General features: G+C 65.5%; 14 protein-coding genes and 1 pseudogene. 3 read left to right on the plus strand and 12 right to left on the minus strand.

What is annotated here, in order from left to right; genetic code table 11:
• The first annotated feature begins 145 nt into the window (after positions 1-145).
• Positions 146-529 (plus strand): cytochrome c, encoded by a 384-nt coding sequence (locus DPV74_RS01730; protein WP_119336400.1) that lies wholly within the window; start codon positions 146-148, stop codon positions 527-529.
• A gap of 212 nt (positions 530-741) precedes the next feature.
• Complete coding sequence (locus tag DPV74_RS01735) at positions 742-1,125, plus strand: hypothetical protein (RefSeq protein WP_027792792.1); 384 nt, start codon at positions 742-744, stop codon at positions 1,123-1,125.
• A 112-nt stretch (positions 1,126-1,237) separates the two neighbouring features.
• On the opposite strand, the gene DPV74_RS01740 is transcribed toward DPV74_RS01735, so the two are convergent.
• The 9 genes and pseudogenes from DPV74_RS01740 to DPV74_RS01780 form a co-directional block, all read right to left on the minus strand.
• Entirely contained in the window at positions 1,238-1,558 is a 321-nt protein-coding gene (locus DPV74_RS01740) for a high-potential iron-sulfur protein (RefSeq protein WP_027792793.1), read from the minus strand.
• A 128-nt stretch (positions 1,559-1,686) separates the two neighbouring features.
• A complete protein-coding gene (locus DPV74_RS01745; RefSeq protein WP_027792794.1) occupies positions 1,687-2,028 on the minus strand; it encodes a cytochrome C oxidase subunit IV family protein in 342 nt (113 codons plus the stop codon).
• 8 nt (positions 2,029-2,036) lie between these two features.
• A complete protein-coding gene (locus DPV74_RS01750) occupies positions 2,037-2,771 on the minus strand; it encodes a heme-copper oxidase subunit III family protein (protein ID WP_119336401.1) in 735 nt (244 codons plus the stop codon).
• The gene (locus DPV74_RS01755; RefSeq protein WP_119336402.1) at positions 2,768-3,379 is read right to left on the minus strand and encodes a cytochrome c oxidase subunit 3; all 612 of its coding nucleotides are present in this window, start codon (positions 3,377-3,379) and stop codon (positions 2,768-2,770) included. The genes DPV74_RS01750 and DPV74_RS01755 overlap by 4 nt, the downstream gene beginning before the upstream one ends.
• Positions 3,376-5,130, minus strand: a complete 1,755-nt coding sequence (gene ctaD / locus DPV74_RS01760) for a cytochrome c oxidase subunit I (protein ID WP_119336403.1) — start codon at positions 5,128-5,130, stop codon at positions 3,376-3,378. The genes DPV74_RS01755 and ctaD overlap by 4 nt, the downstream gene beginning before the upstream one ends.
• A gap of 13 nt (positions 5,131-5,143) precedes the next feature.
• Positions 5,144-6,295 (minus strand): c-type cytochrome, encoded by a 1,152-nt coding sequence (locus tag DPV74_RS01765; protein ID WP_119336404.1) that lies wholly within the window; start codon positions 6,293-6,295, stop codon positions 5,144-5,146.
• A 104-nt stretch (positions 6,296-6,399) separates the two neighbouring features.
• On the minus strand, positions 6,400-6,915 hold the full coding sequence (locus DPV74_RS01770; RefSeq protein ID WP_119336405.1) for a hypothetical protein: 516 nt from the start codon (positions 6,913-6,915) through the stop codon (positions 6,400-6,402).
• 197 nt (positions 6,916-7,112) lie between these two features.
• Positions 7,113-7,622, minus strand: a complete 510-nt coding sequence (locus DPV74_RS01775; protein WP_027792800.1) for a hypothetical protein — start codon at positions 7,620-7,622, stop codon at positions 7,113-7,115.
• A 119-nt stretch (positions 7,623-7,741) separates the two neighbouring features.
• Positions 7,742-7,956, minus strand: a pseudogene (locus tag DPV74_RS01780) (DUF3820 family protein).
• A 165-nt stretch (positions 7,957-8,121) separates the two neighbouring features.
• On the opposite strand from DPV74_RS01780, the gene DPV74_RS01785 reads away from it, so the two are divergent.
• Positions 8,122-8,310, plus strand: a complete 189-nt coding sequence (locus DPV74_RS01785) for a hypothetical protein (protein WP_027792802.1) — start codon at positions 8,122-8,124, stop codon at positions 8,308-8,310.
• Between the two features lie 192 nt (positions 8,311-8,502).
• On the opposite strand, the gene DPV74_RS01790 is transcribed toward DPV74_RS01785, so the two are convergent.
• From DPV74_RS01790 to DPV74_RS01800, 3 genes are all read right to left on the minus strand, one after another.
• Positions 8,503-9,963 (minus strand): aspartate/glutamate racemase family protein, encoded by a 1,461-nt coding sequence (locus tag DPV74_RS01790; protein ID WP_119336406.1) that lies wholly within the window; start codon positions 9,961-9,963, stop codon positions 8,503-8,505.
• A complete protein-coding gene (locus tag DPV74_RS01795) occupies positions 9,960-11,234 on the minus strand; it encodes a dicarboxylate/amino acid:cation symporter (RefSeq protein ID WP_027792804.1) in 1,275 nt (424 codons plus the stop codon). Before DPV74_RS01795 ends, DPV74_RS01790 begins: the two co-directional genes overlap by 4 nt.
• Positions 11,235-11,398: 164 nt before the next feature.
• Positions 11,399-12,313: a LysR substrate-binding domain-containing protein gene (locus DPV74_RS01800; RefSeq protein ID WP_060358115.1), complete on the minus strand. Its 915-nt coding sequence runs from the start codon at positions 12,311-12,313 to the stop codon at positions 11,399-11,401.
• Positions 12,314-12,375 lie beyond the last annotated feature (62 nt).

A 12,375-nucleotide genomic window follows, 5' to 3' on the forward strand; every position in this document is an offset into this window, starting at 1 on the left:
GCATGGGATGGGGGTTGGGGCCGGGACTGCTGCAGGGAGCGATACGGACGCCCGGCCGTCCGACCCGGTTCAGCCAGGCGCGGCCATTCCGCGATGACGCATTTATACTCCCCGACCCGGCAATCCGCGTAATACGACAAGGAAAATGAAAGCAAAAGCATTGCTCATCACTTCGCTGGGAGCGTGGGTGTTGACTCAGCCGTCACTCGCCTTCTCGCAAAACATCAACGGAAAAAATCTCTTCATACAGAGATGCGTGATGTGCCATGGCGCAGATATCAAGGGCACCGGGCCATTGGCCAGGAAAAGCAATCCCCCCACGCCCGACCTCACGACTGCCGCGTTCAAAAAGCGGCTCCACGATTATCCAGGCGTCATCGTTTCGTCGGTAATACTTCGCCCGAACGGGGACCTGATTCCGAGAACCTTGAGGGAGAACGGCGTAAAGCTGGCGCCGCACGCCTGGACCGTCCAGGATTTTCGCGACCTGAATCAATACATGAGCGACGTGATTTCCAACAGCCGATGATTCCGTGTTGACCGGCTGACCGCTCCGGGTCGTTTCGAGCCGGTAACATACCGCCGACGCGATATCCGGCGGAGGCATCAACCTTCCGAAAATGGTGCCGTTGCCCGGGTCGGACTTCGGCACGCAAGCCGTGTGTTGCGCCATCCTGATTCGACGCACCTGCCCGGGCGCAGCCCGTGCGATGATGCGCGCTGATCAACATGAGAAATGGAATGACGACTACCTTCGACGAGGCGACAACGGCGGCGATCGCCGCGTTTGCCCAACTGGATTTCCACACGGCCGTGCAAGCGATGCGCGCCGAAGCCGACTACGACCGCGAAATAGACCAGTGGATCTCGCGCTACATCGACGAGCACGGCGGCGGCGCGGACGATGCGGAATACGACGCGTTGCACGCGCAGGCCCAGGCAACCCCGGAATTCGCGCAGTTCGTCGATGCGGCTCGCCGCGAGATCCTGGAATACTTCGACGTGACCGACGATCAACTGGACTGGATGGTCCTGCTGCGCAACGACGACAGCGACGAGCTTTGGGCGGAAGTCAACCGGCAGCGGACCGCGCTGGGAACCGGTGAAGTGCGCGGCGATCTCTGACCCTTGCCTGCCATCCGGATTTCGCGTCGCGCTGGGTGCGTGGCTCGAGTCCGATCAGTCATGAGGTGGGCCGGGCATCACGTATCCCGGCCACCCGCTCGCCCCTGCCCTGCTACGCCTTTTTCGCGTAGGCGCCACACCAGCCTTTCGCATTGACCTGCTTGCCGCCGAAAATGGTGCACGGCGCCGTCGCCGCACCGGTCTTGCCCTGGAAGAACTGGCAATTCGCGCAGGCCTCGCCCGCCTGAAATTTCGGGAATTTCGCATGGTCGACCCGGCTTGCATCCGTCTTGTAGCCGAGGGCCTGGGCGTTTGCATCGGTTTCCTGCACGGCACCGGCCCCGGCATCTGCCGCGGCCGCGCGGCGCCCAACGGCCAGCGCGGATGCCAGAACGGTGGTGGCAGCGATAAAACGTCGGCGTGAAAACTTCATCTTGCCCTCCTCGAGGTTTGCATGGCCGGATGACCGGCATCCTCCGATGCCGCGAAGCCGCCCGGCGCACAACCGCGGCCCGTCACCGTACCCGTCGCGCCGCGACACGTTCATCCCCTGCGAAGGAATCACCGAAAAAACAATTCCCGCATCCCGAACGTGTGATGCGCCTCGGCCGCCATCAGCACCATGAGCACCAGCAGGCACAGCGGCGGCACGAGGATCGCGTACACCAGCGCCAGCCGCTCCCACATCATGTGCATGAAGATCGACACGATCAGCCCGGCCTTGGCGATCATCAGCACGACGATCAGCACCCAGCGCAACAGGCCCTGCACGTTGAAATAGTCGACCAGGTACGACAACGTGCTCAGCACGAACAGCAGGCCCCAGATCTTCAGGTAAAGGCCGATCGGATGCTGCTGGCCGTGCGCGGCGTCGGGTCGATCGGCGGGATCGGTATGGTCCATGGCCTGCCTCACCACAAGTAGAACAGCGCGAAGATGAACACCCACACCAGGTCGACGAAGTGCCAGTACAGGCCGGCGATCTCGACGATCTGGAAGTTGCCGTGTTCGGCGAACCCCGGCTGCAGGATCTTGCGCGCGATCAGCAGCAGGTAGATCACGCCGCAGGTCACGTGAAAGCCGTGGAACCCGGTGATCGTGAAGAAGCACGCGCCGAACTGCGCCGCGCCCAGCGGATTGCCCCACGGGCGGATGCCTTCCCGGAAGATCAGATTGCTCCATTCGAACGCCTGCAGCGACACGAAGGTGGCGCCCAGCAACGCGGTCGCCAGCAGCAGCGCGGCGGCGGGCCTCGCGTTGCGCCGGTAGCCGAAGTTGACGGCCATCGCCATGGTGCCGCTGCTGCTGATCAGCGTGAACGTCATGATCGCAATCAGCAGCAACGGCACCTCCACGCCGCCCACGCTGAGCCCGAACACCTTCGCGGTGTCGGGCCACGGCGCCGTGGTCGACATGCGCACCGTCATGTAGCCGATCAGGAAACTGCTGAAGACAAAGGTGTCCGACAGCAGGAAGATCCACATCATCGCCTTGCCCCACGGCACCTTGAAGGCTTCGCGATCGGCCGACCAGTCCGTGACGATGCCGCGCCAGCCGTCGGGCCGGGCGTCGGCGGATGACGCATCGGCAGGCGGGACCGCGGGCGAATCGGCGGCGGATCCGGTGGGGGCCGTGGGCGCGGTCATGGCGCGGCTCCATACAGCGGCCCGCAGACGGCGGCGACGATCCCGGGGGTCAGCCACCACATCGCCGCCAGCAGCACGAGCCACACCGCGAGCAGGAAATGCCAGTAGAGCGCGCACAGATCGATGACGCGCCGGGCCCGGAACGGGTCCGCGCGCCGGAGCTGCGCGATCGTCACCGCCCACGCCGCCAGCCCGCCCAGCACATGCAATCCGTGCAGGCCGGTGAGCAGATAGAGGAAGCTATTCGACGGATTGACCGCAACGGTCTGCCCGCCAGCCGACAGCAGGTGCCAGGCGGTCAGTTGCCCGGCCACGAACACGGCCGCCAGCACGCCGCCGCATACGAGCCACGCGGTGCGGTGCAAGGTCAGTTGCCGGGCTCGCTGCATGGCGACGCTGGCCAGCGCCAGCGCGCCGGTGTTCCACCACAGCAGCGCCGGATGCGGGATCGGCTGCCAGTCGGGCTCGCGCATGCGCATCGCATAGGCGAGCAGCAGCAGCGAGAACAACGTCGTCGCGACCGCCATGAAGACGATCAGGCCGGTGCGGCCCGCATTCGGCAAGCCGGGTGGCGCGTCGTGAACGAAGGGGCGCGGCAGCGTGGTCATTCGTGGGCCTCGCCGGGGTGAAGCGCCGGGTGGGCCGGTTCAGGCACCGTCGCGGGCGGCTGGTTTTGCGGCACGAAATCTTCCTCTTGCCCCGGCGGACTGTATTCGTATGCCCAGCGGTAGACGACGGGAAGCGCCGCGCCCCAGTTGCCGTGCGCGGGCGGCGTTTGCGGCGTCTGCCATTCCAGCGTGGTGGCCCGCCACGGGTTGCCGTCGGCGCGCCGGCCGTGCACGAGGCTCCACGCCAGGTTGAACAGGAACAGCAACTGCGCGGCCGCGACGATCAGCGCGACGACGGTGATGAACGTGTTGAGCGTCTGCGCCGAATGCGGGATGAAGCTGTAGCCCTGGTACGCGTAATACCGCCGCGGCATGCCGAGGATGCCGAGATAGTGCATCGGGAAGTAGATCGCATAGGTGCCGACGAAGGTGATCCAGAAGTGCGCGCGCCCGAGCGTGTCGTCGAGCATGCGGCCCGTCACCTTCGGGTACCAGTGGTAGAGGCCGCCGAACACCACCAGGATCGGCGACACGGCCATCACCATATGGAAGTGCGCGACCACGAAATACGTGTTCGACAGCGGGATGTCCACGCTCACGTTGCCGAGGTAGAGCCCGGTCAGGCCGCCCAGCACGAAGGTGCTGATGAAGCCGATGGCGAACAGCATCGGCACGGTCAGGTGGATATCGCCGCGCCACAGCGTCAGCACCCAGTTGTAGACCTTGAGGGCGGTCGGCACGGCGATGATGAGCGTGGTGGTCGCGAAGAAGAAGCCGAAGTACGGATTCATGCCGGCGATGAACATGTGGTGCGCCCAGACCACGAAGCTCAGCGCGCCGATGATGACGATGGCCCACACCATCATCCGGTAGCCGAAGATGCTCTTGCGCGCGTGCGTGCTGATCAGGTCCGACGCGATGCCGAAGGCCGGCAGCGCGACGATGTAGACCTCCGGATGCCCGAAGAACCAGAACAGGTGCTGGAACAGCAGCGGGCTGCCGCCGGCATGCTTGAGCGTCTGCCCCATCGACACCACGGCCGGCACGAAGAAACTGGTGCCGAGCGTCCTGTCGAACAGCATCATCACCGCCGACACGAACAGCGCCGGAAACGCCAGCAGCGCCATGATGGTCGCGATGAAAATGCCCCACACCGTGAGCGGCATGCGCATCAGCGTCATGCCGCGCGTGCGTGCCTGCAGCGTGGTGGTCACGTAATTCAGGCCGCCCATCGTCGCCGCGACGATGAAGATCGCCAGCGACACGAGCATCAGCACGATGCCCCATTCGACGCCCGGCGTGCCCGGCAGGATGGCCTGCGGCGGATACAGCGTCCAGCCCGCGCCGGTCGGCCCGCCCGGCACGAAGAAGCTCGCCGCCAGCACCAGCACGGCCAGCAGGTAGACCCAGTAGCTCAGCATGTTGAGAAACGGGAACACCATGTCGCGCGCGCCGAGCATCAGCGGGATCAGGTAGTTGCCGAAACCGCCCAGGAACAGCGCCGTCAGCAGGTAGATCACCATGATCATCCCGTGCATCGTGACGAACTGGTAGTAGTGGTTCGCGTCGATGAAGGCGAACTTGCCCGGGAAGCCGAGCTGCAGCCGCATCAGGTCGGACAATACGAGGCCGACCAGCCCGATCGCGATGGCCGTCATCGCATACTGCACCGCGATGACCTTGTGGTCCTGGCTCCAGACATAGCGGGTCCAGAAGCTCCGCGGGGCGTGGTCGGTGTGCGCATAGGTCATGGTTTCTGCTCCGCTATTGCCTGGCCGCGGTACCGGCCGGAGGCGGCCCGCCTTGCGCCTCGATATATGCCACCAGTGCCGACAGTTCCTGGTCGCTCAGGTCGAAGTGCGGCATGATCGGCGAAAACCCCTTCACGACCCGCGCCGCCGGATCGCGGATGAACGCGCGCAGATAGGCTTCGTCCACCTTCGCGGTGCTGCCGTCGGCCATTGTTTCGGTCTTGCCGTACAGGCCCTTCCAGGTCGGGCCCACGAGCGGGCTGCCGTCCACGGTATGGCAGGCGACGCAGCCCTTGGCCGCCGCGAGCGTCTTGCCCAGTTCGGCGAGCGCGTGCGCGCTGCCGCCGGCAGCGGCGGGGGCTGCCTGCACGTGGGCGAGTTGCTGCCGCGCGAAGGTGGTCTGCTGCGCCAGCCAGCGCGAGAACGCGGCTTCGTCTTCCACGACCACCACGCCGCGCATGCCGGAGTGCCCGATCCCGCAGAGCTGCGCGCACAGGATGTCGTAGCGCCCCGCCTTGGTCGGCGTGAACCAGAAGGTGGTCACCATGCCCGGCACCATGTTCATCCGCGCCCGGAACGGCGGAACGTAGAAATCGTGCAGCACGTCGCGCGAGCGCGTCAGCACCTGGACCGGCCGGTTGAGCGGCAGGTGCACCTCGGGCGTCTCGATCAGGTAATTGTCGCGGCCGTTGGGGTCGGCGGGGTTCAGGCCGAACGGGTTGTCGTTGCTGATGTAGCGCACGTCCGTCGTGCCCAGCTTGCCGCCGGGGCCCGCGAAGCGGAAGCGCCATTGCCATTGCTGGCCGAGCACTTCCATCTGCAGCACGTTGCGCGGCGGCCGGATGTAGTCCGCGTAGACGAACAGCCCCGGCGCCAGCAACGCCGCCACGCCGACGGCGGTCAGGCCGATCAGCCACCATTCCAGCCGGCGGTTGTGCGGCTCGTAGGCCGCGCGATGCCCGCTGCGGTGGCGATAGCGCACCAGTGCGACGACGATGAACAGGTTGATGGCGATGAAGAATGCGCCGGTGATGACGAGCGTGATCGTCAGCATGTCGTCCATGCGCACCCAGTTCGACGCGATCGGCGTGATCCACCACGGACTGGCAAAGTGAAACCCCACCGCCAACAGGATGATCAGGACCAGGGCAATCGCAAGGGCCATAGGCCGCCTCGCTGCATATCACTCGCCGGCGCCGCCGACGCCGGGTTCCGTGTCTCCCGCGAACGCCGGGTGGTCAGGCTCGGCGCGGCGGGAAACGCGATGTATCAGTCGTCCACGTTGTGCTTGCGCAATCGCTCCAGCCTGCCGTAAGTGATGGCCGCAACCACGCCGAACAACAGGTTGGCCAGCAACGGCCCGGTACCCCGCTCGGAGACGAACCACGGGAACACGGCCGTCATGACGTAGAAGTTCCACCCATACGCGACGATCCCGAACGCCAGCCCGATGGCGGCTTCCATGCCCACGCTCGAATCGAGGCGGAAAGGCGCCATGATCGCGGCGAGCATCACCCCCATGATCGCGCCGAGCACGTAGTGCAGCAGCAGCGCCATCGCGACGATTTCAAGGTTGAATTGCGTCATCTGGCCGAGCGCGCTGCGGCCCATCACCATCGCCGCGATCTTGTGTGTCGGTTGCCACGGGCTCGAGCCGAGCACGAGTGTCGACCAGACGAATTCCAGCGCGATCACCAGCGCACCGCCTGCGAGACCGGCCACGGCGGCGGCGACCCAGTCCGGCGTCCGACGCGCCCAATGGTGCGATTGCATGTGCAGTTCCATACGACCTCCTTGCCGACGCTTCGACGTCGGCGCTTCGGTTCCGAGGGCGTCACGCGCGTCGGGCCTGCGTCACTCGAGCGATTCGGAAGCAGGGTTGCCTGCGCAACGTGCGAACGCCCTTCTCCGCGCGCGGCCGTACGCTCGACGAAATGCGCCGATGAACCCGGGTATCGGGCAGGCCGGCTTGCTGTCGCGCGTCAGGGGAAGATCGGTGTCGTGGGCTCGGCGCCTTCCAGGTCAGCCGTCGGAAAGTGCCTGGCGACCATCTCCTCGATTTCCTGCTCTCGCAATGCCGGCACATCGGCCATGATCAGGATCTGGCCTTCCTGTATGGCCTCGCGAAATCGCTGGAGTCGCGCGTTCGGCTCGGCAATGCCGATCATCGCGGCGGTCCACGCCCCGAAACCCGCTCCCGCCAGCGTCAATCCGACAACGGCGCCGCCTGCGATCACGAGTTCCGCCGGGGGAAATACCAGCGCGACGAGGCCGATCAGTGCACCCGCCGCGCCGCCAAGCGCGACGCCGCGCTCGAGCGCATGCACGACATCGCTGCTTTGCAGCAACGATGCTTCGGGCAACTGATCGAGTGTGACGCTGTGATCGGCGAGGACGTGGATATGGCGCCAGATGATACGTGCGCGCAATAGATCGTCGACGATGGCCTTGGCCATCTGCGTATCGGGTACGAGGAAATAAAGGCGTCTCATGTTGGCACCCCTTTGTGCCGTCAACTACTCTTTCCATTCTATGTCAGCAATGGCAACGCAGTAGGTGCGCGTGGGCCAGCGACGGTGCCGCATGCGCAGCCGTTCGGCCCTGAGCGACGCTATCCGCGTTTGCGCAACGGCTCCAGCAAGTCCCGCAGGCCGTTGTGGTCGATTTCATGCATCAGCGCAAGCTGCCGGCCGATTTCGCCGCGCGGGACCCTTCGCGGGCCAGCCAGTTGAGGTAAGGCCCGGGCAGGTCGGCAATGAGTCGGCCCTTGTACTTTCCAAAGGGCATGGTGACGGTGACGAGGTGTTCGAGATCTGGGGTCTGCATGCCGGTATTGTGCACGGCTTTCCGCTCCTGTCGCAGGTCTAGCGGACACGCGACGCGGCAAACCCTCCGGCGACCGCCTCGCGAAAACGGGGCGCCGCAAACCGCCCGCGCCCCTTTTCTGGCCTGCTAGACTGAAATTTCCCCCTGCAAACGATGGAGGGAATCATGTTGTCCGTCTACGTCGTGAAAACCGGCGAGCAGTTCCTGTGCACCGCCGAGGATGGCGATATCGGCATGGCACCGGCGGTTGAAGATGCCACGTCGTTTCGTTCGTATGAGGAAGCGGAAATGGCGGCGCACATGCATGCCGACCCCGGATACGAAATCGTCGCCGTCTGCGTGCTCAGACACTGACATGGCGCCCGCTGCCGGGCGCCCGGTTTGTCTGCCTCCGGAAACTGCTTCGTCACGCGCGCGGTCGTCGTGGAATCGCACAAGACCGGCATCGGCTGATCCACGCCCGAGCCGCCCGAACCACGCGGCACATCCGACACCCGCCGGCCGCCGCGTCGAAGGCGGCGCGGCCGCTTAATCTCAAGCCCAATCTCAAGCACCGGCAGCCGTCGCGTACGCGACGCATTGGCGCGCGAGCACGTCGGTCGGATCGACCAGCGTCGCACGCACACCGTTCGGCGCGACATATTCGCGGCCCGGCAGCAGGATCGGCAGCTCGGTGCAGCCGAGAACGATCACGTCGACGCCGTCGGCAATCAGCGCGTCGACGGCGGCGCCGATGTCCGCTTGGCACTGGCCGGTCGTAAAGCCGGCCTTGACACCCCGCTCTCCGTAGATTGCTTCCATCACGCGCGCCTGCAGTGCCGGCGCCGGCGCGACCTGTCGGAATCCATACGATTCGAGCGCCTTTTCGTATACGCCGCTTTCGATCGTGCCCGACGTTGCCAGCACGCCGACCTCGCGCAGCCCCGGATACGCATCGCGTAGATGGGCGGCCGTCACGGTCAGCATGTTTACGATCGGAATGCCGAGGTGCGGTTGAACCCGCTCGACAAACGCATGCGCGGTATTGCACGGAATCGCGATGAGATCCGCCTCCCCGTCCTCGAGCCGCCTGCACGTCGCATACAGCGAGATCGTGGGGTCGGTACCGTCGCCGACGAGGTTCGCCGTGCGGTCCGGGATCTGCGGATTCTGTTCGACCAGCAGCTTGATGTGCTCCTGGTCGCGCGAAGCCGGCGTGTTTCGAACGATCTTGTCCAGGAAGTCCACCGTCGCGGCCGGCCCGACGCCACCGACAACCCCGATCTTGAATACCGGTGCACGGGCCGCGCATCGGGTCGAAACCGCGTACTGCGCATACGCGAGATTCGAATCGATCAGCGGTATCGGCAGCGGCCCGATTTCGTCCACCACGAGCGCGATCTCCGTCAGCCCCGGAACGATGACCTGCGCGCCCTGGTCCGCCAGATCCTCGCATGCGTCGCGCAGCAGCTCGACCGGCCGGCCGCGAAGATTGCCGCGCTTGATGCCGTCCGCCCCGTAGATCGCCTCGGTGACGGGATCGACATCGCCGCGCGGCCGCGGATGGACGATCTCGAACTGCGGCGCCGGGAAATACCGTTCGAACAGCCCGTCGGCCCGCACATGGTCCGAAGCCAGCACGCCGATGCGTATGGCGCCGGGATACGTGCGCTGCACGTGGCTGCGAACGGCTTCGACGATGTCCACGATCGGCAGGCGCGTATTGGCCTTCAGTTCGTCGATGAAGGTGTGGCTCAGGAAGCACGGCAGCACCACGGTCGTCACGCCGCGTTTCTCGAACGCGCGGATCATGTCGAACACATATAGCTTGCGCGCCGTCGTCGCCGCGCTGCCCGAACCCGCCCCCCTGAACGGGTGCTGCTCGAAGATCAGATCGACGTGATCCTCGTCGGACGACGCCGGAGTCGCCTTCACCAGCTTGAAGAACACGTCGGCGCTTCCCAGCGGCCCGAGGCCGCCGACCACGCCGAACGTCCGTCCCGTGCCTGCGATGTCCCGGTGCGTCATGCGTTCAGCTCCCGCGAATCGAACGCGGCGCTGTCCGGCTGCGCGGCGCGCGCGCCCTCCCACTTCGCGATCACGGCCGTCGCCACGCTGTTGCCGATCACGTTCGTCATCGTGCGGCCCATGTCGAGCACCTGGTCGATCGCCAGGATCATGGCCACGCCGGCCGCCGGCAAATGGAACATCGGCGCGACGGCCGCGACGACGACCACCGATCCGCGCGGCACGCTCGCCATGCCCTTGCTGCTCAACATCAGGATCAGCAGCATGAACACCTGCTGCGAAAGCGGCATGTGCACGCCGAACGCCTGCGCGATGAAGAGGGCCGCAAACGCCTGATACATCATCGAGCCGTCCAGGTTGAATGCATAACCGAGCGGCAGCGTGAAACCGACGACCTTCTTGTCGACACCGAACTTCTCGAGCTGCTCGGTCAGGCGCGGATACGCCGCTTCGCTGCTGGCGGTCGAAAACGCGATCAACGCGGGTTCGCGCACGGCCCTCAGCAACGCGCCGACGCGCCGCCCGAGAAACAGGTATCCGGCGCCGATCAGGATCGTCCAGAGGACGAGCAGCCCGAGATAAAACGCGCCGATCAGCTTGCCGTACGTATAGATCACGTCGAGCCCGCGCAGCGCGACGGACGACGCAATCGCACCGAAGACACCCAGCGGCGCCGCGCGCATCACGTAGTTCGTCAGGCGCAACATCACCGGCACCATGCCGTCGATCGACCGGATGACGATGCCGACACGCTGATCGTGCTTCAGCGCGCCCAGCGCGATGCCGAGAAAGACGGAGAAAACGAGAATCTGCAGGATGTCGTTGCGCGCCATCGCGTCGAGCAGGCTGGTCGGAAACGCGTGCGTGATCACGTCCCTGGCGTTCAGTGCCGCGGTATTCAGGCCGAGGTTGGCCTCGCCCGCGGGTTCCGCCAGGTTCAGGCCGGCGCCGGGCTGCAACGCGTTGGCCATGACGAGGCCGAGGCCCAGCGAAACCAGCGATGCGCAGACGAACCACGCAACCGAGCGCAATCCGATGCGCCCGACGTCTTCGCCGCTGTCCATGCCGGCCAGGCCGGAAACGAGCGTCACGAACACCAGCGGCGCAATGATCATCTTGATCAGCCGAAGAAAGATGTCCGTCACGATCGAGAAATACCCCGCGACCGTCTTGAGCGTGCCCGGGTCCGCGATGCTCGTGTGACACGCATAGCCGGCGGCGACGCCGAGGACCATGCCGATTGCGATGCTTGAGGTAAGCCGATTTTTCATGTCCATCCGTCCTTGGGTGACGCCCGACCGCCGGCAGGCGACGGGCCGCGCGACGCGGGCCACGCGTCACATTTGTCGTTGGAACGAATGGTAGGGATGGCAGAACAGACCATGATGCCGGTGCATCATGGCGGTATGCGAGACTCGCATAAGGCGGGAAAACCCTAGCCGCGCCGCGACGGTTCGGCGCGCAGATGCTGCCAGAGCGTCTCCAGGAACTCGCTGCGATTGGACGCGTCGCGATAGACGCGCAGCTCGATTTCGAGGTTCCATGCCGCCGGCCCGGCCGGCACGAGTTCGCCGGCCGCCAGCTCGGCGGCGATCGCACTCCGCGGCAGCCACGCCACGCCTTCGCCTTCCATCACGAGCTTTTTCAGCACTTCGGCCATGTCGGATTCGTAGTGCAGCTGCAACGCCGGCGCATCCGGAGCGCGATCGAGCAGCAACGCGAGGCAGCGCCCGAAGTAGCTGGTCTCCGTATAGGAGATCAGCGGCAGCGGGTGCTGCTTCGTCCCGGGAAGGCGAAATGCGGGCGCCGACCGGCGGTTGGGCCGGCAGGCCGGCATCAACGTGTCGAGGCCGACCGTCACGTGTTCGTACCTGACCGGATCCAGATGGAGCGGCAGCTCCGGATGGTGATAGGCGAACATCAGCTCGCAGTTGCCGTTGACGAGCATCAGGATCGAATCGTGGACATTCGTCGGAACGACGCGTGCCCGAACCTCGCCGAAATGCGGCGCAAGCGCCTTGAGCCAGGACGGCAGGAAATTCAGCGCGATCGTATGGCCCGCCGCGATCTGCAGGCTCTTGCCCGCGATGCGCTGCTCGGTGCGGATGATCGCCCGCGTGTCGAACAGGCGGCTGAGGACGTCTTCCGCGGTCTCGCGAAACAGCCGCCCTGCCGGCGTCAGGACCGGCGGAAAACTGCTGCGGTCGATCAGTTCGGCGCCGATCCATTGCTCGAGCGACTGGATGCGACGGCTGAAGCCCGACTGCGTGACGTTGCGGAACTCCGCCGCCCGGGAAAAGCTTTGATATTGAGCGAGGGCGATGAAATCCTCGATCCACTTGATTTCCATGTTTGCCTTGGAGGTCTGCAACCGGATCGACTTGCTGCCGACCGGGGGCACGGCGCTGATCG

Source organism: Burkholderia sp. HAN2018, from assembly GCF_024704855.1.
Taxonomy (GTDB): domain Bacteria; phylum Pseudomonadota; class Gammaproteobacteria; order Burkholderiales; family Burkholderiaceae; genus Burkholderia; species Burkholderia cepacia.

What these genes read in the sequence shown, in the direction of transcription:
- DPV74_RS01800 (WP_060358115.1), bottom strand. Translation starts at nt 12,313, where the DNA reads ATGGAAATCAAGTGGATCGAGGATTTCATCGCCCTCGCTCAATATCAA.
- ctaD (WP_119336403.1), bottom strand. Translation starts at nt 5,130, where the DNA reads ATGACCTATGCGCACACCGACCACGCCCCGCGGAGCTTCTGGACCCGC.
- DPV74_RS01790 (WP_119336406.1), bottom strand. Translation starts at nt 9,963, where the DNA reads ATGACGCACCGGGACATCGCAGGCACGGGACGGACGTTCGGCGTGGTC.
- DPV74_RS01765 (WP_119336404.1), bottom strand. Translation starts at nt 6,295, where the DNA reads ATGGCCCTTGCGATTGCCCTGGTCCTGATCATCCTGTTGGCGGTGGGG.
- DPV74_RS01775 (WP_027792800.1), bottom strand. Translation starts at nt 7,622, where the DNA reads ATGAGACGCCTTTATTTCCTCGTACCCGATACGCAGATGGCCAAGGCC.
- DPV74_RS01740 (WP_027792793.1), bottom strand. Translation starts at nt 1,558, where the DNA reads ATGAAGTTTTCACGCCGACGTTTTATCGCTGCCACCACCGTTCTGGCA.
- DPV74_RS01745 (WP_027792794.1), bottom strand. Translation starts at nt 2,028, where the DNA reads ATGGACCATACCGATCCCGCCGATCGACCCGACGCCGCGCACGGCCAG.
- DPV74_RS01755 (WP_119336402.1), bottom strand. Translation starts at nt 3,379, where the DNA reads ATGACCACGCTGCCGCGCCCCTTCGTTCACGACGCGCCACCCGGCTTG.
- DPV74_RS01735 (WP_027792792.1), top strand. Translation starts at nt 742, where the DNA reads ATGACGACTACCTTCGACGAGGCGACAACGGCGGCGATCGCCGCGTTT.
- DPV74_RS01750 (WP_119336401.1), bottom strand. Translation starts at nt 2,771, where the DNA reads ATGACCGCGCCCACGGCCCCCACCGGATCCGCCGCCGATTCGCCCGCG.
- DPV74_RS01795 (WP_027792804.1), bottom strand. Translation starts at nt 11,234, where the DNA reads ATGAAAAATCGGCTTACCTCAAGCATCGCAATCGGCATGGTCCTCGGC.
- DPV74_RS01785 (WP_027792802.1), top strand. Translation starts at nt 8,122, where the DNA reads ATGTTGTCCGTCTACGTCGTGAAAACCGGCGAGCAGTTCCTGTGCACC.
- DPV74_RS01730 (WP_119336400.1), top strand. Translation starts at nt 146, where the DNA reads ATGAAAGCAAAAGCATTGCTCATCACTTCGCTGGGAGCGTGGGTGTTG.
- DPV74_RS01770 (WP_119336405.1), bottom strand. Translation starts at nt 6,915, where the DNA reads ATGGAACTGCACATGCAATCGCACCATTGGGCGCGTCGGACGCCGGAC.